Source organism: Clostridium nigeriense, from assembly GCF_900086595.1.
In the GTDB taxonomy this organism is placed as follows: Bacteria; Bacillota; Clostridia; order Clostridiales; family Clostridiaceae; genus Clostridium; species Clostridium nigeriense.
In genome coordinates this window covers 161,391-184,167 of record NZ_LT575472.1, presented here as the reverse complement: position 1 = coordinate 184,167, position 22,777 = coordinate 161,391, and the positions used below count along the sequence as shown (strand labels likewise).

At 28.9% G+C, this 22,777-nt stretch carries 24 protein-coding genes; 20 read left to right on the top strand and 4 right to left on the bottom strand.

Annotated features, from left to right (window positions below; genetic code table 11):
• Positions 1-137: 137 nt before the first annotated feature.
• From mnmE to BN6774_RS01170, 7 genes are all read left to right on the top strand, one after another.
• Positions 138-1,517 (top strand): tRNA uridine-5-carboxymethylaminomethyl(34) synthesis GTPase MnmE, encoded by a 1,380-nt coding sequence (mnmE, locus tag BN6774_RS01200; protein ID WP_066889309.1) that lies wholly within the window; start codon positions 138-140, stop codon positions 1,515-1,517.
• A 13-nt stretch (positions 1,518-1,530) separates the two neighbouring features.
• Complete coding sequence (gene mnmG, locus BN6774_RS01195) at positions 1,531-3,405, top strand: tRNA uridine-5-carboxymethylaminomethyl(34) synthesis enzyme MnmG (RefSeq protein ID WP_207644559.1); 1,875 nt, start codon at positions 1,531-1,533, stop codon at positions 3,403-3,405.
• Positions 3,406-3,422: 17 nt separating this feature from the next.
• Complete coding sequence (gene rsmG / locus BN6774_RS01190) at positions 3,423-4,142, top strand: 16S rRNA (guanine(527)-N(7))-methyltransferase RsmG (RefSeq protein WP_066889307.1); 720 nt, start codon at positions 3,423-3,425, stop codon at positions 4,140-4,142.
• Positions 4,143-4,348: 206 nt separating this feature from the next.
• Positions 4,349-5,125, top strand: a complete 777-nt coding sequence (noc, locus tag BN6774_RS01185) for a nucleoid occlusion protein (protein ID WP_066889305.1) — start codon at positions 4,349-4,351, stop codon at positions 5,123-5,125.
• Positions 5,126-5,328: 203 nt separating this feature from the next.
• Positions 5,329-6,090, top strand: a complete 762-nt coding sequence (locus tag BN6774_RS01180; protein WP_066889303.1) for a ParA family protein — start codon at positions 5,329-5,331, stop codon at positions 6,088-6,090.
• Between the two features lie 15 nt (positions 6,091-6,105).
• On the top strand, positions 6,106-6,951 hold the full coding sequence (locus BN6774_RS01175; RefSeq protein ID WP_066896351.1) for a ParB/RepB/Spo0J family partition protein: 846 nt from the start codon (positions 6,106-6,108) through the stop codon (positions 6,949-6,951).
• Between the two features lie 97 nt (positions 6,952-7,048).
• Entirely contained in the window at positions 7,049-7,549 is a 501-nt protein-coding gene (locus tag BN6774_RS01170; RefSeq protein ID WP_066889301.1) for a DUF4446 family protein, read from the top strand.
• 72 nt (positions 7,550-7,621) lie between these two features.
• Here BN6774_RS01170 and yyaC read toward each other — a convergent pair whose 3' ends face one another.
• Positions 7,622-8,209 (bottom strand): spore protease YyaC, encoded by a 588-nt coding sequence (gene yyaC / locus BN6774_RS01165; protein ID WP_407922084.1) that lies wholly within the window; start codon positions 8,207-8,209, stop codon positions 7,622-7,624.
• 48 nt (positions 8,210-8,257) lie between these two features.
• Entirely contained in the window at positions 8,258-9,409 is a 1,152-nt protein-coding gene (locus BN6774_RS01160; RefSeq protein WP_066889299.1) for an aminotransferase class V-fold PLP-dependent enzyme, read from the bottom strand.
• Positions 9,410-9,528: 119 nt separating this feature from the next.
• Between BN6774_RS01160 and BN6774_RS01155 the strand changes: the two genes are divergently transcribed.
• From BN6774_RS01155 to BN6774_RS01105, 11 genes are all read left to right on the top strand, one after another.
• Positions 9,529-9,768 carry a putative Se/S carrier protein gene (locus BN6774_RS01155; RefSeq protein ID WP_066889297.1) on the top strand — a complete coding sequence of 80 codons (240 nt, stop codon included), beginning with the start codon at positions 9,529-9,531 and terminating at the stop codon, positions 9,766-9,768.
• A 10-nt stretch (positions 9,769-9,778) separates the two neighbouring features.
• Positions 9,779-10,687 carry a mechanosensitive ion channel family protein gene (locus BN6774_RS01150; protein ID WP_066889295.1) on the top strand — a complete coding sequence of 303 codons (909 nt, stop codon included), beginning with the start codon at positions 9,779-9,781 and terminating at the stop codon, positions 10,685-10,687.
• Positions 10,688-10,702: 15 nt separating this feature from the next.
• Entirely contained in the window at positions 10,703-10,885 is a 183-nt protein-coding gene (locus tag BN6774_RS01145) for a DUF951 domain-containing protein (protein WP_066889294.1), read from the top strand.
• 111 nt (positions 10,886-10,996) lie between these two features.
• Positions 10,997-11,284 (top strand): 30S ribosomal protein S6, encoded by a 288-nt coding sequence (rpsF, locus tag BN6774_RS01140; protein ID WP_066889292.1) that lies wholly within the window; start codon positions 10,997-10,999, stop codon positions 11,282-11,284.
• A gap of 14 nt (positions 11,285-11,298) precedes the next feature.
• Positions 11,299-11,760, top strand: a complete 462-nt coding sequence (locus tag BN6774_RS01135; protein WP_066889290.1) for a single-stranded DNA-binding protein — start codon at positions 11,299-11,301, stop codon at positions 11,758-11,760.
• Positions 11,761-11,787: 27 nt separating this feature from the next.
• Positions 11,788-12,030: a 30S ribosomal protein S18 gene (gene rpsR, locus BN6774_RS01130; protein ID WP_008676141.1), complete on the top strand. Its 243-nt coding sequence runs from the start codon at positions 11,788-11,790 to the stop codon at positions 12,028-12,030.
• Between the two features lie 150 nt (positions 12,031-12,180).
• Entirely contained in the window at positions 12,181-12,498 is a 318-nt protein-coding gene (locus BN6774_RS01125) for a MazG-like family protein (protein ID WP_066889288.1), read from the top strand.
• 3 nt (positions 12,499-12,501) lie between these two features.
• Complete coding sequence (locus BN6774_RS01120; protein WP_066889286.1) at positions 12,502-14,469, top strand: DHH family phosphoesterase; 1,968 nt, start codon at positions 12,502-12,504, stop codon at positions 14,467-14,469.
• A 1-nt stretch (position 14,470) separates the two neighbouring features.
• Positions 14,471-14,914: a 50S ribosomal protein L9 gene (rplI, locus tag BN6774_RS01115; RefSeq protein ID WP_066889284.1), complete on the top strand. Its 444-nt coding sequence runs from the start codon at positions 14,471-14,473 to the stop codon at positions 14,912-14,914.
• A 36-nt stretch (positions 14,915-14,950) separates the two neighbouring features.
• A complete protein-coding gene (lonC, locus tag BN6774_RS01110) occupies positions 14,951-16,816 on the top strand; it encodes a Lon family ATP-dependent protease (protein ID WP_407922095.1) in 1,866 nt (621 codons plus the stop codon).
• 167 nt (positions 16,817-16,983) lie between these two features.
• Positions 16,984-18,321 carry a replicative DNA helicase gene (locus BN6774_RS01105; RefSeq protein ID WP_066889280.1) on the top strand — a complete coding sequence of 446 codons (1,338 nt, stop codon included), beginning with the start codon at positions 16,984-16,986 and terminating at the stop codon, positions 18,319-18,321.
• A gap of 150 nt (positions 18,322-18,471) precedes the next feature.
• Here BN6774_RS01105 and BN6774_RS01100 read toward each other — a convergent pair whose 3' ends face one another.
• Positions 18,472-18,774 carry an NUDIX hydrolase gene (locus BN6774_RS01100; RefSeq protein ID WP_066889278.1) on the bottom strand — a complete coding sequence of 101 codons (303 nt, stop codon included), beginning with the start codon at positions 18,772-18,774 and terminating at the stop codon, positions 18,472-18,474.
• Between the two features lie 130 nt (positions 18,775-18,904).
• Here BN6774_RS01100 and proC point away from each other — a divergent pair, with 130 nt between their 5' ends.
• Entirely contained in the window at positions 18,905-19,705 is an 801-nt protein-coding gene (proC, locus tag BN6774_RS01095; RefSeq protein WP_066889276.1) for a pyrroline-5-carboxylate reductase, read from the top strand.
• Positions 19,706-19,867: 162 nt separating this feature from the next.
• On the opposite strand, the gene BN6774_RS01090 is transcribed toward proC, so the two are convergent.
• On the bottom strand, positions 19,868-21,049 hold the full coding sequence (locus tag BN6774_RS01090) for an NAD(P)-dependent malic enzyme (RefSeq protein ID WP_066889274.1): 1,182 nt from the start codon (positions 21,047-21,049) through the stop codon (positions 19,868-19,870).
• A 176-nt stretch (positions 21,050-21,225) separates the two neighbouring features.
• Between BN6774_RS01090 and BN6774_RS01085 the strand changes: the two genes are divergently transcribed.
• Complete coding sequence (locus BN6774_RS01085) at positions 21,226-22,515, top strand: adenylosuccinate synthase (protein WP_066889272.1); 1,290 nt, start codon at positions 21,226-21,228, stop codon at positions 22,513-22,515.
• The last annotated feature ends 262 nt before the right edge of the window (positions 22,516-22,777 follow it).

Sequence of the window (22,777 nt, the reverse complement as noted above, 5' to 3'; positions counted from 1 at the left end):
ACCTTTTATTTTTGATATATTTATATCTATTTTATTTATTTTGACTTACTATAAATAGTTTTGTAAAATGAATATTAGTTAAAAAGGGATATACTATAAACATAGACTTATTTAAGTCAAGATAAGGAGGATTGAAATTGAAAGAGTTTGATACAATCTGTGCCATATCAACTGCTATAGGTGAAGGTGGAATAGCTATCATTAGAGTTTCTGGTGATAAAGCTTTAGAAATAGTATCTAAAATATTTAGGCCAAAGAATGGTAAAGATATTAAGGATATGAAAACTTATACTATGAGATATGGTCATATAGTTGATATAAATACGGAAGAGTTAATTGATGAAGTAATAATAAGCTACATGAAGGGGCCTAGAAGCTTTACAGCAGAAGATACTGTAGAAATAAATTGTCATGGTGGGGTTACATCTACTAATAAAGTATTAGAAAATACTATAAAGGCTGGTGCAAGACTTGCAGAACCTGGTGAGTTTACTAAGAGAGCATTTTTGAACGGAAGAATAGACTTATCTCAAGCAGAGGCGGTTATGGATTTAATTACAGCTAAAACTGAACTTGCTATGAAATCTGCATTAATGCAAAGTAGCGGATCTTTATCTCAGAGAATTAATAAATTAAATGAATATTTATTAAATGTTTTAGCATTAATAGAATATGCCGTTGATTTTACAGAGGATGATGAAGAAATAGATCCAACTATTCCAGTTAGAGTAAGAGAAAGTTTAGAAAATGCTTATGGAGATATAGAAAAGCTACTTAAGAGTGCAGATGAAGGAAAAATAATTAGAGACGGTTTAAGTTTAGCCATAGTTGGAAAACCAAACGTTGGGAAATCTTCATTACTAAACGTGTTATTAAAGGAAAAAAGAGCAATAGTTACAGATATAGCTGGAACAACTAGAGATGTAATAGAAGAGTATATAAATTTAGATGGAATACCTGTTAAAATTATAGATACTGCAGGAATCAGAGAAACTGAAGATGTGGTTGAAAAAATAGGTGTAGAAAGATCAAGAGAAAAAATTAATGAAGCTGATTTAGTTTTATTAGTTTTAGATTCCTCTAGGGAGCTAGATAGAGAAGACATTGAAATAATTGAAGCCATAAAAGATAAAAAAGCCATAGTTTTATTGAATAAAATTGATTTAGAAAATAAAATAGATAATTCTCTAATAAATAATTTTGAAAATATAATAAAAATTTCTGCCAAAGAAGATATTGGTATAGATGGTTTAAAAAATGAGATTAAGAATATGTTCTTTAGTGGTAAAATAGATAGCGAAAGCTTAATTATATCTAATTCAAGACATAAGCAGGCTTTAATTAGAGCAGGAGAAAATTGTAATGAAGCTCTTATAAGATTAAATAATAATGAATATTTAGACTTAATTTCAATATTTGTTACAGCAGCATTAAAGGCTTTAGGTGAAATTACAGGATCAGAATTAGAAGAAGATTTAGTTAATAAAATATTTAAAGAATTTTGTTGTGGAAAGTAGGAGAAGGATAAAAATGAAATATAACGCAGGAGAATATGATGTAGTAGTTGTTGGTGCTGGTCATGCTGGTTGCGAAGCTGCACTAGCATCAGCAAGAATGGGATTAAAAACATTAATATGTACTACAAATCTTGATTCTGTAGCGATGATGCCATGTAATCCTAATATAGGAGGAACTGCAAAAGGACATTTAGTAAGGGAAATAGATGCTCTAGGTGGAGAAATGGGTATAAATATAGATAATACATTTATACAATCTAGAATGTTAAATACCTCAAAGGGGCCAGCTGTTCACTCCTTAAGGGCTCAAGCTGATAAAAAGAAATATCAAAACAGAATGAAGAATGTATTAGAAACTCAAGAAAATTTATCTTTAAGACAATTAGAAGTTATAGAGGTAGATGTTGAAGATGGAAAAGTAAGAGGTGTTCTTACTAAAAATGGAGGATACTTTAGTTGCAAAGCTATTATATTAACTACAGGAACCTATTTAAGAGCTAGAATTATAATAGGTGATGTAACATATAATAGTGGTCCAAATGGATTATCAGCAGCTAATGAGCTATCTCAATCTTTAATAGACTTAGGTATAGAATTAAGAAGATTTAAAACTGGTACGCCAGCAAGAATAAATAAAAGAACAGTAGATTTTTCTAAGATGATAGAACAACCTGGCGATGAAAAAATAGTTCCTTTCTCATTTATGAGTGGGGATATTTCAAGAGAGCAAGTTTCTTGTTGGTTAACTTATACTAGTGAAGATACTCATAATATAATTAGGGAAAATATAGATAGATCTCCAATGTATAATGGATTAATAGAGGGGGTAGGTCCTAGATATTGTCCATCAATTGAAGATAAGGTAATGAGATTCCCAGATAGAGAAAGACATCAACTATTTATTGAACCAGAAGGTGAAGACACATTAGAAATGTATGTTGGTGGAATGTCTTCATCTCTTCCAGAGGATGTTCAATTACAAATGTTAAGAACAGTACCTGGACTTGAAAATGCAGAGATAATGAGAACTGCTTATGCTATTGAATATGACTCAATAGATCCAACACAATTAAAGCCTACATTGGAGTTTAAAAACTTTGAAGGACTATATGGAGCTGGACAATTAAATGGTAGTTCAGGATATGAAGAGGCTGCAGGACAAGGCCTTGTAGCAGGTATAAATGCTGCTTTAAAGATTAAAGGCAAAGAGCCTATGATTTTAACTAGGTCAGATGGGTATATAGGAGTTCTAATAGATGATTTAGTGACTAAAGGTACTAATGAGCCTTATAGAATGATGACTGCTAGAGCAGAGTATAGACTTCTTTTAAGGCAAGATAATGCTGATTTTAGATTAACTGAAATTGGACATAAAGCAGGTCTTGTAACAGAGGAAAGATATGAAAAATTCATAACAAGAAAGAACAATATTGAAAATGAAGTAAATAGATTAAAGGAGCTTCAAATAACTAATAAAAAAGAAGTAAATGACTTCTTAGTTTCAAAGGGATCAGTAGAACTAAAGAAGCCAATTAGTTTTTATGAACTTATTAAAAGACCAGAGTTAGATTACTTTAGTATGTCAGAATTAGATCCAGATAGACCAGAATATAATGAGGATATTGGTGAGCAAATTAATATAATCACTAAGTATGAAGGATATATAAATAGCCAATTAGAACAAGTTAATCAATTTAAAAAATTTGAAAAGAAGTTACTTCCTGAAGATATAGATTACAAGGATGTTAAGGGATTAAGAACAGAAGCTATACAAAAATTAAACAATATTAGACCAATAAGTATAGGGCAAGCATCTAGAATATCAGGAGTTTCTCCAGCAGATATATCTGTACTATTAATTTATTTAGAGCATCAATATAAGAAATAAGCTTTTATGGAGGAAATATGGAATATTTTCAAATAATGAAGGAAGCTTCTATGGAGGTTGGATTTGATTTAACTGAAAAGCAGTATAATCAATTTATAACATATATGAAGCTTTTACAGGAATGGAATGAAAAAATAAATCTTACTGCAATAACGGAAGATGAAGAAGTTATTAAAAAGCATTTTATAGATTGTATAAAGGCTTTTAAATCAAAAGCTGTTAGAAATGCTAAAACTGTTATAGATGTAGGGACGGGAGCAGGATTCCCTGGCCTACCTATAGCTATAATGAATCCAGATATTAGTGTAACATTACTAGATTCATTAAATAAGAGAATTAATTTTTTAAATACTGTTGTAGCTCAATTAGAATTAAAGAATGTTACAACTATTCATTCAAGAGCAGAAGATGGAGCAAGGAAACCTGAGCTTAGAGAAAGCTTTGATGTAGCAACATCAAGAGCAGTTGCTAATATGGCAGTTTTATCAGAATTTTGTTTGCCTTATGTAAGGGTAAATGGATATTTTGTAGCTCTTAAAGGACCAGCAATAGAAGAAGAGTTAAAAGAAGGACAAAAGGCTATAAACACTTTAGGTGGAAGTTTAGAAAATATAATAGAAGTAAATATCGAGGAATCTGATTTAAAGCATAATATTGTAGAAATAAAAAAGGTAAATAAATGCCCTAAGACTTATCCTAGAAAGGCAGGCACTGTAAATAAAAAGCCTATAAAATAAATATTCTACAGCATATACTAAAGAATTTAGTCGATATAGGATATAATGATTCAATATATGAATTCATTTGTAATTTTATAATATTTAATTAGCGAATTTGTCTTACAAAACTAGGAAATAAAAGAAGGAAATAATGAAGATAAATAGAATTTTTTAATTATTGAGTTTAGTGGTAATTTATTTTAATAAGGGATGGTTGGGTGCATATGAATAGAGAAATTACTAATATAAGTGTAGATAGGATATTTCCAAACACTTATCAGCCAAGAAGATTTTTTAATGAAGAGGCTTTAGAAGAATTATCTCAGTCTATTAAAGAGCATGGAATAATTCAGCCTATTACAGTTAGAAAAAGAGGAGAAAAGTTTGAATTAGTAGCAGGTGAAAGACGTTGGAGAGCTGCAAGAATGGCAGCACTTGAGCTAGTGCCATGCAATATAATTGAAATAACTGATACTGAGTCAGCAGAAATTGCTTTATTAGAAAATTTACAAAGAGAAGATTTAAATTTTATAGAGGAAGCAGAGGCTTATTATAATTTAATTAATGATCATAAATTTACTCAAGATGAACTTGCAAAGAGAATGGGAAAAAAACAATCTACTATTGCTAACAAATTAAGATTATTAAAACTTAGTCCTAAGGTAAGAGAATTATGTTTAGAAAATAAGCTAACAGAAAGACATGCAAGAGCTTTATTATCTTTACCTACTGAAGAATTACAACTGAAAGTTATAGAAAAGGTTATTAAGAATTCTCTTAATGTTAAGGCAACAGAAGAATTAATAAATAAAGAGTTATTAAAAATTGCAGGTGAAGAGTTAAACAACAAAGATAAGAAAAGAGTTAAGAGTGTTTTTCCTGCAAAATTATATGTTAATACAATTAAACAAGTGTTTGATAAATTTAACATACCTGCTGAATATAAATTTAAGGATGAAGAAGAATTTATTCAAATTACAGTATCTATTCCTAAAAAATAAAATGAAATTATTAAGGGTGAAAGCATTGGCTTTCACCCTTTTGTAATTTTAATAATTAAATTTTTATGATAACTTATATAATATTATTAAATAATTCACTAATTTAATAATATTTTATTATGTTAATCTTTCAATATGAATTAAAACTATATATAATATTATTATGGGAAGGGGGGTGAAGCTCTAAGATAGAGCTTTTTTATATGAAGAAAGTTTGTATATTTAATCAAAAAGGTGGAGTTGGAAAAACTACAACAAATATTAATCTATGTGCATATTTAGCTATGGAAGGATACAAAGTATTAACTATAGATATAGATCCCCAAGGGAATACAACTAGTGGCTTAGGATTAGACAAAAGAAATTTAGAAATGTCAATGTATGATGTAATAACATCAGATGCTTCTTTAAAGGAAATAATTTTAAAAAGCGAGCTAGTACAAAATCTATATATCGCGCCTTCAACTATGGAATTAGCAGGCGCAGAGGTGGAAATCATAGGTAAAGAAAATAGAGAAGTTATTTTAGCTAATAAAATTAAAGAGGTAGAGGATGATTATGACTTTATTTTCATAGATTGTCCACCATCATTAGGAGTATTAACAATTAATGCACTTACCTCAGTGGAATCTGTATTAATACCAATTCAATGCGAATTTTATGCATTAGAAGGTGTTGGGCAACTTATAAATACAATTAAACTTGTAAAAAAATCTTTAAATAAGGATTTAGAGATTGAAGGCGTAGTAATGACTATGTATGATTATAGAACTAACTTAAGTAATGAAGTTTTCGAAGAAGTAAAAAACTTTTTTAATGAAAAAGTTTTTGAAACAACTATTTCTAGAAATATAAGATTAGCAGAAGCACCAAGTTTTGGATTACCAATTATGTTGTATGATGAAAAATGTAAAGGTGCAGAATCTTATAAGGCTTTAACTAAAGAATTCTTAAGTAGGCAATAGTAAGTGGGTGATGATATGAATAAAAAGTCAGCATTAGGAAAGGGGTTAGGAGCTTTAATTCCTAACGAAATTCCAGGAAAAGAGAACAATAAACCTTCAGTTATTTCTTTAAATTTAATTAAGAATAATGATGATCAACCTAGAAAATCATTTGATGATGAAAAAATAGCTGAATTAGCACAGTCAATAAAGGAACATGGAATTATACAGCCAATAATTCTAAATAAGAAAAATGATTATTATGTTATAGTTGCTGGAGAAAGAAGATGGAGAGCAGCAAAGTTATTAGGATTAAAGGAAGTTCCAGCAATAGTAATGGAGTTAACTGATAAGAATATATTAGAAATTTCTTTAATTGAAAATATTCAAAGACAAGATTTAAATCCAATTGAAGAAGCTTTAGCCTACAAAAAACTTTTAAGTGATTTTAACTTAACTCAAGAAGAATTAAGTAAAAGAGTAGGTAAATCTAGAGTTGCTATTACAAATGTTATTAGACTTACTGGACTTTCAGAAACTGTAAAACAATATCTTATAGATGAAGTTATTACAGAAGGTCATGGAAGAGCATTATTAGCAATAGAAGATCCTAAATTGCAGTGTGAAATAGCTCAAAAAGTAATAGATGAAAAGTTATCAGTTAGAGAGCTAGAAAGACTAATAAAATTATCAAAATCAGATAAACCTGAGAAGAAAAAAGTAAGAGAGATTAATCCATATTATAAGGATGTAACAGATAGATTACAAAATTATTTTGGTACAAAGGTTAATATAAGTAATAAGAATAACAAGGGAAAAATAGAAATAGAGTATTATTCAGAAGAAGATTTACAAAGGATATTAGAAATAATTAATTTATAAATGTTTCACGTGAAACAAAATATGATAAGCTAAAAATAATGTTTCACGTGAAACATTATTGCCTTATTTCTTAAATGTATAGAGAGGAGCAATTAAATTGGAGAATTTAATTAACTTAATAAATGAAAATATATCTTTTATAGTTATTGGATTACTAGTAATTATATTATTACTTTTTACTATAGTTATTTCTTTAATAAGATCTACGAAAAAGCTTGAAAAGAAGTATAGAAGACTTATGAGAGGTGTAAACAATAAAAATCTAGAAGAACTTATTGTTTCAAAGTTAGAAGAAGTAGATAAAGCAATGGCTAAATCAGAAGAAGCTATAAACCAATGTGAGGTAATAAGAGAGGAAATCAAGGGTTGCGTAAATAAGGTTGCAATAATGAGATATAAGGCCTTCCCTGATGTAGGAAGTGATTTAAGTTTTTCAATAGCTATATTAGATTCACATAACGATGGTGTTTTAATTACTGGAATTTATTCAAGACACGATAGTACTACATATGCAAAACCTGTTGATAAGGGAATATCTAGATATGAATTATCAGAAGAAGAATCATATGTATTAAATGAAGCAATTAATAAAAAATAAAACTAAGAGAGCTACAGCAAGAAAATTTTCTTACAGTAGCTCTTTTATTATGGAGTATTGAGATATATTTAGTTAATTTAAAGCTAATATATTGGAATTATTTAAAACTTTATTTATAAAATGAAGTATCCCTTTTGATATGCAATCTGCTAAGGACATAACAGTATAAAGCCTAGTGTTTTGAAGAATTAAAAACTCATAATTACCAGAAATATTAACTATACCTGTAATACTTAAGTCTCCAATAGGAGGTAAATCTTTATTTAATGCAAGGCCTGGTGAAATAGGCTTACTATCAATAAAAACCTTGCCAATATTACTAGTTTTACCTAAGCATGAGTCAATAGCCACAATATAAGGATTATTAAAATTTACCCTAACCTTATCTATAATATCTACTAAGTTTTTTGCATGAACTGGATTTTCTAGAGAACCATAAATATAAATGCTTTTTTTTGAGGTATCTTTTATAGATGATTTTAATTTATATCCTACAATTGGACCAAGGGAATCGCCAGTACATCTATCAGTTCCAATGCAAATAAAAATTATTTGTTTATTATCATTTATTATGTTAATTAGTTTTTTATATAAAAACTCTCCAATCTCAATATAAGAATTTGGAGATAATGAATCTATTTCTAAATTAGTCATACTCATAATCAAACCTCCCTTATTTTTATTATTAACAATAAGGGAGGTTTGTATTCATTTTGAAATTTTACTTAATGAACTTATTGTATATTCAATATCTTTTTTATCATTAAAATAACTTAAACTTAATCTTACTGTACCAGTAGGGAAGCTCCCTATAGTTTTATGTGCGAGAGGAGCACAATGAAGCCCAGATCTATTTTTTATACCGTAATCACTATCTAAGATAAATGAAACTTCAGCAGTGTCCATATTTTTTATGTTGAATGATACACAAGAAGTATAATTATCATTTTTTAAATCTTCATATAATATTATATTGTCTATATTACTTAACTCTGAAACCAAGAATTTTCTTAAAAATTTATTTTTTTCATAAATAGAATTTAGTCCTTCTGATTTTATAAATTTAATTCCTTCCATTAAACCCACTATACCTGGCATATTTAGAGTTCCTGATTCAAATTTATCAGGTAAAAAATCTGGTTGGATAAGTGAATGAGATAAACTCCCAGTACCTCCTAAAGTGTAAGGGACACATATTTTATTTAACTCATCACTTATAATAAATCCACCAACACCTTGAGGACCAAAAAGACTCTTGTGACCAGTAAATGCCAAAGCACTTAAGTTTAATTCTTTGAAATCAATATCTAAAACACCAGCACCTTGAGCTGAATCTAAAATAAAGTAAATACCATTTTCCTTACATAGTTTTCCTATTTCCTTAATAGGTTGAATACTACCTATTACATTAGATGCTTGAGTTAAAATTATAAACTTTGTATTTGGCTTAATAGCATTATTAAAATCTTCGATGTTAATAAACCCAAAATTATCTGCATTTACTATGTCTAAATCTATTATGTTATTTTCTTTTAAATTAAATAAAGGTCTTAAAACTGAATTATGTTCCATTGAAGAAGTAATAATATGATCACCCTGTTTAGCGCAGCCAGCAATTAATGTATTAAGGGAGGTTGTTATATTATTAGTAAAAATTACATTATCTATATTATCAAAGTTAAAAAAATTAGCTATAGTATCTCTAGCTTCTAACAATAGTCTATTAGATTGCAATCCATTATCATGATTAGAGCGTCCAGGATTTCCTCCAACGGTAGTTAAAAATTTATATATAGAATCTACTACATTTTGTGGTTTAGGAAATGTAGTACTAGCATTATCCAAGTAAATATTATTCATAAAAATAACTCCTTTATAAAAATAGTAAAGTATATTAAAATTATAAATTATATTATCTTCATTTACAAAAATATATATAATATAATTAAATATAAATATAGATAATGAAGGAGGAAAAAATGAAATATTACATTATAGTTTTTAAAAATACTTTAGATGCAATGAACGGAGAAAAAATATTAAAAGAAGAAAATTTTATTTTTAAAATGATGCCAACACCTACAGCTATAACACAAAGTTGTGGGATATGTATTAGAATTGAAGAAAAAAAATACATAGATGAAATAATAGAAAGGAATATTCTAAGATATAAAAACATTTATACTAAAGAAGAAAATATATTTAAGGAAATAATATAGGAGAAATACTATGAATAATTATTTGACTTGGGTTAGTACTAATAAAGATGAACTTACTGGAAAGCTTTCTTTAAACATAGACTGGGATAAAGTTATTGAAAGTATAATATCTGTATCGGGAGTTGTAATAGGTAAGGTTATATCACTAATAATATTAATAGTTATTATGTATGCAATTATAAAAATAGGCGATAAAGCTATAGATAGGTTTGTTAAGAATCAGGCAAATAGTAAGCTAAGTTTTTCTATGGATAGACAAAAGGCGTTTACTGTTGGAGCTATACTTAAAAGCTCATTAAAATATATAGTTTATTTTTCTGGAGCTGCTATTGTAATTGGAAGTACATTTAAAGTTTCAGCTGGAGTTCTAAGTGCTATAGGGTTTGTTGTTGGTATAGGTGCTCAAAGCTTAGTGAAGGATATAATAAATGGATTCTTTATATTATTTGAAGATCAATATGGTGTTGGAGATTATGTAACTATAGGCTCATATAGTGGTATTGTGGAAAATATTGGAATAAGAGCAACTGTTTTGAGAGATTTTAGTGGGGATGTTCATAATTTACCTAATGGAGATGTAACGGAAGTTACAAACCACTCAAGGGGAGATATGAGATTTATGGTTGATGTAGGAATTGCTTATGAAGAAGACATAGATAATGCAATTGATGTTATTAAAAAAGCATGTAACAAATTTACAAATAAAAATAAAGATGAGTTAAAAGGAGAAGTTGAAGTTTGGGGAGTAATTGCTTTAAATGCTTCTAGTGTAACAATAAGAATAGCTGGTAAAGCAATACCAATGTCACAATGGAAGATGGAAAGAGATTTAAGAAAAGAAATAAAAATGGCATTAGACGAAGCTGGTATTGAAATTCCATATCCTAAAACTCAATTAGTAAATAATAATATTAATTAACTTAGGAGGGTTATTATGGTAGAAACTTTTGATTTAGGTGATATTGTTGAAATGAAAAAACAACATCCTTGTGGAAGCAAGCAATTTGAAGTGATAAGATTAGGTGCAGATATTAAGATAAAATGCACAGGATGTGGAAGAATAATTATGCTTCCAAGAAGCAAATTTCAAAAAGATGCAAAAAAAGTAGTAAATTAATAGTAATTAAAAATTATGTCTTGCAAAGAAAATTAAAAAATGTTAGAATATTTAATTGTAATCCCTGCTGTGTAAAGCACAGCCAAGGTCCGAGGGGAGGAGGTGAAAATGATGAGAAAGTACGAAACTATATTCATACTACACCCATCATTCGACGAAGAAGCTTGTAAAGCTGCAATCGAAAAATTTAAGGGTGTAATAGAAAACGGTGGAGGAACTATAGAAAATGTTGACGTTTGGGGTAGAAGAAAGCTTGCTTACGAAATCGCAAAAGTTAACGAAGGTTTCTATACATTAATCAACTTCAATGCTGATTCAGAACTACCTAAAGAATTAGACAGAGTATTCAGAATTACTGATGGTGTTATAAGACACATCATCGTTAAACAAGAAGCGTAAGAGGTGATATTGTCATGAATAAGGTGATACTTATTGGAAGACTAACAAGAGATCCAGAGTTAAACTTTGCTGCTGGAAGCGGTACTGCTGTTACTAGATTTAGTTTAGCAGTAACTAGACCTTTCAAGAAGGATGAAACTGATTTTATCAACTGTATAGCTTTTGGTAAAACTGGTGAAACAATAGCACAATATCTTACTAAGGGCAGACAACTAGCTGTTACTGGTAGCATTAGAACTGGAAGTTATGATGCTAAAGATGGAACTAAGAGATACACTACAGATGTAGTTGTAGATTCTTTTGAATTCATTGGTTCAGGTAACAACGGTGGTGCTGGAAGAGACCAAGGTTCATATAACAATGGATTTGGTGCTTCAAATATGGGTTCTGATTATTCAAATCCATCAAATGATTTTGGTGGAATGAATTTCGAGGAGGACATGACTCCTGTAGATGACGGAGATATGCCTTTCTAAAAGTCTAAAAAAAAGGAGGGAATTAGCATGAAAGATATGAAAAGATCTGGAAAAATGAGAAGATCTAAGAGAAAAGTTTGTGCTTTTTGCGTAGAAAAAGCTGAAGCAATAGATTACAAAGATATTACTAAGCTAAGAAAGTTCGTAACAGAAAGAGGTAAGATATTACCAAGAAGAATTTCTGGTACTTGCGCTAAGCACCAAAGAGAATTAACAACTGCTATAAAGAGATCAAGAAATATAGCATTATTACCATTCACAACTGAGTAATATAATTAACCCCTGGTTTTTCAGGGGTTTTTTGTTATACTAATACAAAAGATGTTTACAAATTATGTAAATAAATTTATAAGTTGTTGCATTAAAAGTGAATTATATTTAAAATATATATACAAGGGTATTAGTATAGGGGTGAACAGAGTGAAGAGAGAAGATTTAAATATAATGGCCAATATAAAGATGATAGAAAAATTAAAAGCTAATCTTTTATGTATAATAGGAGAATTCTATCACTTATTAACTAAGGGAAGTAATGTAGCTCAAGATGCAATTTTAAATTGCATATCAGGGGCTGTAATTATTTTATACGTATTAGCCCAAAAACTTGGATATTCGTGTGAAGATGTAGATGACGATATGAAAAAAAAGCTACAAGTAGGAATTTCTGAAGGACATGAATATGAAAATGATGGAAGGAGTTTAAGTAAACTTCAATTACATTTAAAGGAGCGCCATTAGCTTATGAAATGGAAAGAATTATTTGAAAAAAGGCATGAACTCATTAAACCTATAATTACACCAATTATTTTTGTATTAGCTTGTATAGGATTTTACTTTTTAAAAAGTGCTATTTTAGGAACCTTCTTATTAGTAATCTTTATAATATTCACTATTAGTGAATATAGAAGTAAAGAAAATGAAGAGGATAATATTGAAAGAGTTAGAGAAATAATTAATAATGATATTTCTAATAATATATTTAATTTAATATTTCCACTAGCAATAATAAAGGAATCAGGGGGAATTTTTTGGGCCAATAAAGAGTTTAAAAAGTTCATTCCAAATGAAGAACCCATAGGATTAAATGTAGTAAGTATTGCAAGAGGATTAAATTTATCTAGATTATTAACTTGTGATAGAGATTTACATCAAAAAATAAAAATAGCAGATCTATTTTATAAAATATATGCAAGTAAAATTGAAAATTCTAAATTAGATGAAGATTTGTATGTAGTTTATTTTAATGATATAAGTAGTAATAAAAATATGGAAAATACTAAGGAAAGTATTATGCTAATTGAAGTAGATAACTTATCTGAAGTATTAGAAACTACAATGGAAAGTGATAGACCAATGTTAGTTGCAGAAGTAGAAAAAACAATAAATGCATATGCACAAAGACTTAAGGCTATGATAACTAGATATGATTCTAATAAATATGTACTATCAGTACAAGATAGATATATAGATGATGAAATAAATAATAAATTTTCTATATTAGAAGAAATTTCTAATATAGATAGAGGAAATAAAGTAGAAGTTACATTAAGTATAGGTGTAGGTAGAGGAGGAACTTGTCCTTTAGAGAATAATGCCTTTGCAACTACAGCAAAGGAACTAGCCCTAGGAAGGGGTGGAGATCAGGTTGCTATTAAAAATAATGAAAAAATTAAGTTCTTTGGAGGAAATACTAGAGAAGTAGAAAAAAGAACTAGAGTTAGAGCTAGAGTTATTTCTCATACTTTAAAAGAATTAATATATGAAAGTAGTAACGTATTTATAATTGGTCATAAAAATCCAGATATGGATTGCTTTGGATCATCCATAGGTTTATCTTCTGTTGTAAGACAATTAGGGAAACCTTGTAACATAATATTAGGAAATGAAACTGTAGCAATAGATTATTTTTTACAAAAACTAAAAAAAGATTCAAGGTATGATAATCTTTTTGTGTCAATTGAAGAAGCTTATGAGCAAATTAATGAAAAAACTTTACTTATAATAGTAGATGTTCATAACTCAGGATATATTTTGGATCAAGCAATAATTGAAAAGGCTCAAAGAAAAATAATAATAGATCATCATAGAAGAAGTCCAGATATAGTTGAAGGAGCAATATTAAATTATATAGAAGTATATGCATCATCAACATCAGAGATGGTTACAGAGGTAATTCAATACATGGTACAAAAGCCAAACTTAACAACATTAGAAGCAGAGGGATTACTTGCTGGAATATTTATGGATACTAAAGGTTTTTCTTTCAAGGCAGGAGTAAGAACCTTTGATGCAGCATCTTTTTTAAGATCATTAGGAGCAGATACTATAGAAGTTAAAAAGATGTTTATGGATAATCTAGAAGACTTTTTAGTTATAGCTGAAACTATAAAAACAGCAGAAGTAAAAGATAATTTAGCTATAGCTGTAGCTCCAAAAGGATTAAAAAAATCCTTTATGGCAGCCAGAGCAGCAGATGAGTTACTTAATATAGCAGGAATTAATGTGTGTTTTGTATTAATACAAATAAAAGATGATATAGTAATTAGTGGTAGATCTATTGGAGAGGCTAATGTTCAAGTGATTCTTGAAGAATTAGGTGGTGGAGGTCATATGAATATGGCTGGAGCACAACTAAGTAATACTTCAATAGTAGAAGCTAAAAAAGCACTTAAAAAATCAATAGAAAAACATTTAAAGGTTGGTGAATAACATGAAGGTAATATTATTACAAGATGTTAAGAAATTAGGTAAAAAAGGTGATGTTATAGAAGCATCAGATGGATATGCAAGAAATTTTTTATTTCCTAGGAAATTAGCAGAAGAAGCAACAACTGCTAGTATGCATATATTAAATGCTAAAAAGGAAAATGAAAGAAAGAAGAAGTTAGCTGAAGTTGAAGCAGCTCAAAAATTAGCTTCAGAATTAAAAGGAAAAGAAGTTAAAATTGCAGCTAAAGGAAATAATGGAAGATTATTTGGTGCTATAACTAGTAAGGATGTAGCAGAATTAATAAATAAGGAATTTAAATTATCAATAGATAAGAAGAAAATTGTTATGGATACAATAAAGGTTGCAGGTAGCTATGATATAGAAATAAAACTATATCCAGAAGTATCTACTAAGATGAAAGTAACCATTGTAGAGCAATCATAAGGAGGACTAAGTTTGAAGACTTACGACGAAACAAATATAGAGAGTTTATTAGACAGTGAGTTATCTTTAGATGCACAAGCAAATGTAATAAATCAAATATTAAACAATGTATTAGATGAGGGCGCAGTAAGGGCTAGAATCGTAAGATTTAAACTACAAAAATATATAAACTCTCCTAATATATTAGAAAGAATATATGCTTTAAATGTAATAGCTTCAGATGGAAAGGGAGTTAAAACTGTTCCAAGTGAAGATGAATTACGTGGTGTACTAGAAGATACAATTTATTATATATCAGAAAATATAGCAAGAAAATATGTACAAAATAAAGTAGAAACCCAAGTTGAAAAAGCTCTTCAAGAAAGACAAGATAAATTTATGGATGATATTAAATTATCTATAATAAGAAAACAAAAGGGACCAGAAAGTTCAAAAACAACTAAGAAGCTAGAAAGACTTGAGGAACTAGATGCTAAAAAGATAAATAAAAATGTTATGAGTCTTTTAAGACCAGAAACTTTTGATGAAATTGTTGGTCAAGAAAGAGCAATTAAATCTTTAATTTCTAAAATGTCATCACCATATCCTCAGCATATAATTTTATATGGACCACCTGGAGTTGGTAAGACTTCAGCAGCAAGGCTTGCTTTAGAAGAAGCTAAAAATTTAAAATTTACACCTTTTGATGAAGATTCAAAATTTGTTGAAGTAGATGGAACTACACTAAGATGGGATCCAAGAGAAATTACAAATCCATTATTAGGATCAGTACATGATCCTATTTATCAAGGAAGCAAGAAAGATTTAGCAGAAGTTGGTGTTCCAGAGCCAAAGACTGGACTTGTAACAGAGGCTCATGGGGGAGTTTTATTTATAGATGAAATAGGAGAACTAGATGATATTCTTCAAAATAAATTATTAAAGGTTTTAGAAGATAAGAGAGTTGAGTATTCATCTTCATATTATGATCCAGATGATGAAAACACTCCAGAATATATAAAGTATCTTTTCGAAAAGGGTGCTCCAGCAGATTTTGTTTTAATAGGAGCTACAACTAGGGAGCCAGGAAAGATAAACCCAGCCTTAAGATCAAGATGTACTGAGGTTTACTTTGAACCTTTATCGGCAAATGATATTGTTGGAATAATAGAAAATGCTGCTAAGAAGTTAAATGTAACTTTAGAAGAAGGAGTTGCAGAATTAATTAGTAGATATACTATAGAAGGTAGAAAGGCTGTAAACATATTAGCTGATGCTTATGGGTATGCTTTATATAACTCAAAAGAAGAAAGTAAAGAAGTTACTTTAAAGGATGTAGAAGAGGTTATATCTATAGGTAGATATGTACCTTATGAAACTTTTGATGAAGTTGAAAAATATGAAGTAGGTCATACTTATGGATTAGGTGTAAGTGGATTTTTAGGTTCTACTTTAGAAATAGAAGCTGTTGCCTTTGAGTCAAAGAAACCTGGAATGGGAGTTATAAAATTCAATGACACAGCAGGTTCTATGGCAAAGGATTCAGTATTTAACGCAGCTTCAGTTATTAGAAAAATAACAGATAAAGATATAAAAGACTATGATATTCATGTAAATGTTGTTGGTGGTGGAAGAATTGATGGACCATCAGCAGGTGCAGCTATTACTATTGCTATAATAAGTGCTTTATTAGAAAAGCCTATAAGACAAGATGTAGCTATAACTGGTGAAATATCATTAAGAGGAAATATAAAGCCTGTAGGTGGAATATTTGAAAAGATATATGGAGCAAGAAGAAAGGGAATAAAACTTGTAGTTGTTCCTAAGGCAAATGAAAAAGAAGTTCCATTAGAGTTAAATGATATAGAAGTTAAATCTATTAATAGAATTGAAGAGTTAATGGATATAGTTTTTGAAAAGTAATTTAAATTAGGGCTGTCTTAGACAGCCCTTTAATTCCTTTAAACTACCTTTAGGAGTTTTTTACTTTAATTATAATATTTTTAATTGTATGGCAGTACCAATTTTATTCTATACAATAGAAATTTTTGATATAATATATTTATTATGAAAAGGAAGGAGGTTACAAATTGGATACACCAATAATGAGAAGTTTACCTCAAAGTTTAGAAGCAGAACAATCTGTTATTGGAGCTATGATAATAGATAAGAGTGCAATAGCAAAGGCTTTAGAAAAACTAAATGAGGAAGATTTTTATAGAGATGGTCATAAGGTTATATTTAAGGCTATTAGAGAAATGTTTTCTAAGGATATGGCTGTTGACCTTGTAACCTTGTTAGAATACTTAAAATCAACAGATATGCTAGAAAAATCAGGGGGAGTTACATATATATCAGAGGTAAGTTCAAATGTAATTACTACTGCAAATTTAGAGGCATATATTAAAATAGTAGAAGAAAAGTCAACTTTAAGGAAGTTAATTAAATCAGCTACTAGTATAATAGAAGAAAGTTATAATAAGCAAGATAAGGTAGAAGAAGTATTAGATTTAGCACAAAAGAAAATTTTTGATTTAGCAGAGAAGCAAGGATCTAATGATTATGAACCTTTAGCTAATGTTCTAGAAAGAGGATTCTTGGAAATAGAAAGATTATTTAATAATAAAGGATCTATAACTGGAGTTGGTTCTGGAATAAGGGATTTAGATGCAAAAACATCAGGATTCCAAAAGGGTGATATGGTACTTATTGCTGCAAGACCTTCCATGGGAAAAACAACTTTTTCATTAAATATTGCAGAACATGCAGCCTTAAGAGAAGGAAAGAGTGTAGTTATATTCTCTCTGGAAATGTCTAAAGAACAATTAGCATATAAGCTTCTATGTTCAGAGGCTAATGTAGATATGTTAAAGCTTAGAACAGGTAACTTAGATGATGATGATTGGGAAAGAATTGCAAGAGCTACGGGACCTTTATCTAAGGCTAGAATATACATAGATGATACTGCAGGTCTTAGTGTAATGGAAATGAGATCTAAGTGTAGAAAAATTAAGATGGAGCATGGCATAGATATGATTCTTATTGACTACCTTCAATTAATGAGTGGTAGTTCAGGTAGTGAGAGTAGACAACAAGAAGTTTCTGAAATATCTAGATCTATAAAGGCTTTAGCAAAAGAAATGGAGTGCCCTGTAATAGCTTTATCACAGTTATCACGTGCTCCAGAGCAAAGAGCAGACCATAGACCAATGCTATCAGACTTAAGAGAATCTGGGTCTATTGAGCAGGATGCAGACGTTGTTATGTTTTTATATAGAGATGAGTACTATAATAAAGAAACAGAAGATAAAAATATAGGTGAGTGTATAATAGCAAAACAAAGAAATGGTCCTGTTGGAACTGTTAAAATGGCTTGGATTGGAGCTCACAGTAAGTTTGCAAATTTAGAGCTTGTATATAAGGAATAAAGAGTAGGGCTGTTTTTAACAGCCCTTTAATGTAAAGTTTATATTTATAGTAGTATTTCTTACTGAAATACTTTATTTTTTATTTTTTTAAAACTACTTTAAGTAGGTGTAAAATTATTATAAATTCTTCATTTTCAAACTTTCGACAGTTTAACTATTTTTAATTTTAAAAATTTTTAAATAAATAAAATTAGCTTGTACCGAATTTTGGATAGTATCTATGTTTATTTTATTTAAGTAAAGAATTCTTTTAAATTTTAATAAATCATTTTTATTATTTTTTAAGGAGAGGTTTAAAATAAGAAAGTTATTTATGTATTTTAAAATTATTTCTTCTTTAGTAAGATCCTGAAGATATATGTATATATCATAAAAACTATCTTTATTTATAACTTTTACAATAGGGTTTATATTTTCTTTATTTTTATCAATTTCTATTATATTATTTTTCATAACTATCCCTCCTTATAAATAGTTTGCAACTTAAAAATAAAGATATTCTATGAGGATAATGGTCAAGTTCATAAATTATAAAAAAACAAGAAATTTATTTACAAAAAATATTATTTAGGAAGTGAAGATAATGAATAAAAAAATCGGATTTATAGGCTGTGGAAACATGGGAAAAGCAATTCTTGGAGGAATTTTAGCTTCAAATAAAATAAGTAAAGATGATATATTTGTGTCTACTAAAAGTGAAAATTCTAAAAGGCATATAGAAAAGGAATTTGAAGTTAAGACTACATTAAATAGTAAAGAAGTAGCAAAATTTTCAAATATATTATTTCTAGCAATTAAGCCTAATATTTTTAAAGAAGTATTACTAGGGATAAAAGAAGATATTAATAAAGATACTATAATTATTTCTATAGCAGCTGGAATAACAATGAATGATATGGAAGAGTGGCTTGGGGATGATTATAAGATAGTTAGAACTATGCCAAATACTCCAGCATTAGTAGGAGAAGCAATATCCGCTATTTGCCCAAATAAAAACATAAAAGAAAATGAATTAGAAGAAGTTTGTAATATATTTAATATGTTTGGTAAATTTGAAATATTAGAGGAAAAATATTTTCATGGATTTATAGCTCTATGTGGGTCTTCACCAGCATATGTATTTATGTTTATAGAAGCAATGGCTGATGCAGGAGTAAAGCTTGGAATTCCTAGAAATAAGGCATACAAAATGGCTGAGCAAGCTATCTTAGGTTCAGCAAAACTTGCACTAGAAACAGGAAAGCATCCAGGAGAATTAAAGGATATGGTTTGCTCACCTGCAGGTACAACGATAGAAGCTGTAACAGAACTTGAAAATGGTGGATTTAGAAGTACAATAATCAAAGCTCTAGAAAAATGTGCTGAAAAGTCTAAAAATATGTAATAGTAATAAATATCAGAGTGATTTCCACCTCGTTTCGCTCCAAGTGGATGCACTCTGATATTTATTAATTAAGAACTAATAGAAATAATACTTCATACTTCGGTATTATATAGATGATTAGTATATTACTTAGTTTAGATTTGTTATAAGTTATAACCTTAGCTATTTATTATAAATTTTAGATACACCTGTTTTGATGGCTGCTTCTTTAACTGCATTTGCAACGGATTTTTGAACATTTAAATCAAAAGCTTTTGGTAAGATATAATCGTAATCTAAGTCTTCTTTTTTTACAGAGTTTGCAATGGCATAAGCTGCAGAAATTTTCATTTCCTCATTAATCTCACTTGCTCTTACATCTAAAGCGCCTCTAAATATTCCAGGAAAGGCTAAAACGTTATTAACTTGGTTTGGAAAATCAGATCGTCCTGTACCAATAACTTTTATACCTGCTTCCTTTGCAGTTTCAGGGAAGATTTCAGGTGTTGGATTTGCCATAGCAAATACTATTGCATCCTTATTCATAGTTATAGCCATTTCTTTAGTTACTAAATTAGGCGCAGATACACCAATAAATACATCTGAATTAATAAGAGCATCTTTTAAACTTCCTTTTACATTATCTTTATTAGTTATTAAAGCTAATTCTTTCATAGAATCGTTTAAATAAGGCATATCTTTATTAATTATTCCTGTTTTATCACAAACAAGTATATTTTTGGCTCCAAAGGATATAAGTAATTTACAAATTGCAGTACCAGCAGACCCAGCACCATTTATAACTATTTTAATATTTTTGATTTCTTTTTTAACAAGTTTTAAAGCGTTTATTAAGCCAGCTAAGACAACTATAGCAGTGCCATGTTGGTCATCATGGAAAACTGGAATATCTAATTTTTCTTTTAATTTTTTTTCAATTTCAAAACAGCGAGGAGCAGATATATCTTCAAGATTAATTCCACCTAAAGATGGAGATACTCTAATTATAGTATCAACTATTTCATCAACATTTTTAGTATCTAACACTAAAGGGAATGCATCTACATCAGCAAATTCCTTAAATAGTATAGACTTACCCTCCATAACAGGAAGAGATGCTAATGGGCCAATATCTCCTAAACCTAAAACTGCTGTACCATCAGATATAACTGCTACAGTATTCCATTTTCTTGTATAGGTATAAGCTAAATCAGGGTTTTTATGTATTTTCCTACAAGGTTCAGCAACTCCTGGGGTATAGGCTAAGCTTAAATCTTTTGAGTTAGTTATTTTACAATTAGATTTAATTTGATACTTACCTTTTAACTCTTCGTGATATTTTAAAGACTCTTCGTAAATATTCATATATAAACTCCTCCTATAAATTATTTATATATTAATTATACGAACTATTTATATGTAATGCAAAATAATATTCGATAAATGCATTGAAAGTTTTTTTTCACTTTGCTAATATGTATTAGGATATTAATTTTTATTAAAAAAGGCTTGTAAAGTCTTGAAATAAGGAGGCAATTTTAATGTCAGCATTTGTTGTTTTAGGAGCTCAATGGGGCGATGAAGGAAAAGGAAAAATGACAGATTATCTTGCAGAAGAAGCTGAGGTAATAGTTAGATTCCAAGGAGGTAATAATGCAGGTCATACTGTTGAAGTAGGCGATAAGCAATATAAACTTCACTTAATCCCATCAGGAATACTACATGATAATAAATTAAATATCATTGGTAATGGAGTAGTTGTTGATCCAAAAGCTTTATTCACAGAAATAGATTACTTAGAAGAAGAAGGTGTTAAAGTTACGCCAAGCAAACTTATAGTAAGTGATAGAGCTCACGTTATAATGCCTTATCATAAAATTTTAGATAAGTTAAAGGAAAAAGCAAGAGGAAAGAATGACATAGGTACAACTGGAAAAGGAATAGGACCTTGTTATACTGATAAATTTGAAAGATGTGGAATTAGAGTTTGTGATCTTATAGATGAAGAAACTTTTAAAGATAAATTAAAGCAAAATATAGAAGCTAAAAATAAATATATAGTCAATGTTTTAGATGGAGAAAAATTAAACTATGATGAAATTCTTAATGAATATTTAGAGCTAGCTGAAAGATTAAGACCTTATGTTCAAGATACATCTGTAAGATTATATAATGAAATAAAGGAAGATAAAACTGTACTGTTTGAAGGAGCACAAGGAATGCTTCTTGATATAGATTATGGTACATATCCATATGTAACATCATCTAATACTACAGCTTGTGGAGTGGCAAGTGGTTCTGGAATTGGACCAAATATGATTACTAATGCTGTAGGTATAGCTAAAGCTTATACAACAAGAGTTGGAAAAGGACCATTCCCAACAGAATTAGATAATGAAATAGGAGAATGGATAAGAGAAAAAGGTCATGAGTATGGAGTAACTACAGGTAGATCAAGAAGATGTGGATGGCTTGATGCAGTTATATTAAAAACAACTGTTAGAGTCTCTGGATTAACATCTTTATGTGTTACTAAAATAGATACTTTAGCTGGACTTGATAAATTAAAAATTTGTATAGGATATAAATTTGATGGAAAAGTTATAGACTATTTTCCAGCAAGTTTAAAAGACTTAGAAAAATGTGAGCCTATATATGAAGAATTTGAAGGTTGGGGAGAAGAAGTAGCAGAAGCTAGAAGCTATGATGAACTACCTGAAAATGCAAAAAAATATTTAAAGAGAATAGAAGAAATTACTGGAACTAAGATTTCTATTGTTGGTGTTGGCCCAAGAAGAGATCAAACTATAAGAGTAACAAAGGATTTATAAAAATAAAATATAAAACTGTATTAAGTATACAAAAAAAGTATATTTAATACAGTTTTTTTATTATATATTAAATTATCCAATAAAAATATTTATAAATTTTTTATTGGATATATATAATATTAATAATCAATTAATAATTATTATTGACAAATAACTATAATATGGTAAAATTAGGTCAATATAAATTTTACAATATTAAAAATATTCTTTAAATTACATGGTGTAAAATAAATTTTAAATTTATTAAAGGAGGGATTAGGTT

Excerpts from the sequence above, each read along its gene's own strand:
- rpsR (WP_008676141.1), top strand. The coding sequence starts at position 11,788 with ATGAAAGATATGAAAAGATCTGGAAAAATGAGAAGATCTAAGAGAAAA.
- BN6774_RS01085 (WP_066889272.1), top strand. The coding sequence starts at position 21,226 with ATGTCAGCATTTGTTGTTTTAGGAGCTCAATGGGGCGATGAAGGAAAA.
- BN6774_RS01160 (WP_066889299.1), bottom strand. The coding sequence starts at position 9,409 with ATGAATAATATTTACTTGGATAATGCTAGTACTACATTTCCTAAACCA.
- proC (WP_066889276.1), top strand. The coding sequence starts at position 18,905 with ATGAATAAAAAAATCGGATTTATAGGCTGTGGAAACATGGGAAAAGCA.
- BN6774_RS01155 (WP_066889297.1), top strand. The coding sequence starts at position 9,529 with ATGAAATATTACATTATAGTTTTTAAAAATACTTTAGATGCAATGAAC.
- BN6774_RS01180 (WP_066889303.1), top strand. The coding sequence starts at position 5,329 with ATGAAGAAAGTTTGTATATTTAATCAAAAAGGTGGAGTTGGAAAAACT.
- rsmG (WP_066889307.1), top strand. The coding sequence starts at position 3,423 with ATGGAATATTTTCAAATAATGAAGGAAGCTTCTATGGAGGTTGGATTT.
- BN6774_RS01135 (WP_066889290.1), top strand. The coding sequence starts at position 11,299 with ATGAATAAGGTGATACTTATTGGAAGACTAACAAGAGATCCAGAGTTA.
- BN6774_RS01150 (WP_066889295.1), top strand. The coding sequence starts at position 9,779 with ATGAATAATTATTTGACTTGGGTTAGTACTAATAAAGATGAACTTACT.
- noc (WP_066889305.1), top strand. The coding sequence starts at position 4,349 with ATGAATAGAGAAATTACTAATATAAGTGTAGATAGGATATTTCCAAAC.
- BN6774_RS01100 (WP_066889278.1), bottom strand. The coding sequence starts at position 18,774 with ATGAAAAATAATATAATAGAAATTGATAAAAATAAAGAAAATATAAAC.
- yyaC (WP_407922084.1), bottom strand. The coding sequence starts at position 8,209 with ATGAGTATGACTAATTTAGAAATAGATTCATTATCTCCAAATTCTTAT.
- BN6774_RS01090 (WP_066889274.1), bottom strand. The coding sequence starts at position 21,049 with ATGAATATTTACGAAGAGTCTTTAAAATATCACGAAGAGTTAAAAGGT.
- rplI (WP_066889284.1), top strand. The coding sequence starts at position 14,471 with ATGAAGGTAATATTATTACAAGATGTTAAGAAATTAGGTAAAAAAGGT.
- BN6774_RS01120 (WP_066889286.1), top strand. The coding sequence starts at position 12,502 with ATGAAATGGAAAGAATTATTTGAAAAAAGGCATGAACTCATTAAACCT.
- BN6774_RS01175 (WP_066896351.1), top strand. The coding sequence starts at position 6,106 with ATGAATAAAAAGTCAGCATTAGGAAAGGGGTTAGGAGCTTTAATTCCT.
- mnmG (WP_207644559.1), top strand. The coding sequence starts at position 1,531 with ATGAAATATAACGCAGGAGAATATGATGTAGTAGTTGTTGGTGCTGGT.
- BN6774_RS01145 (WP_066889294.1), top strand. The coding sequence starts at position 10,703 with ATGGTAGAAACTTTTGATTTAGGTGATATTGTTGAAATGAAAAAACAA.
- rpsF (WP_066889292.1), top strand. The coding sequence starts at position 10,997 with ATGAGAAAGTACGAAACTATATTCATACTACACCCATCATTCGACGAA.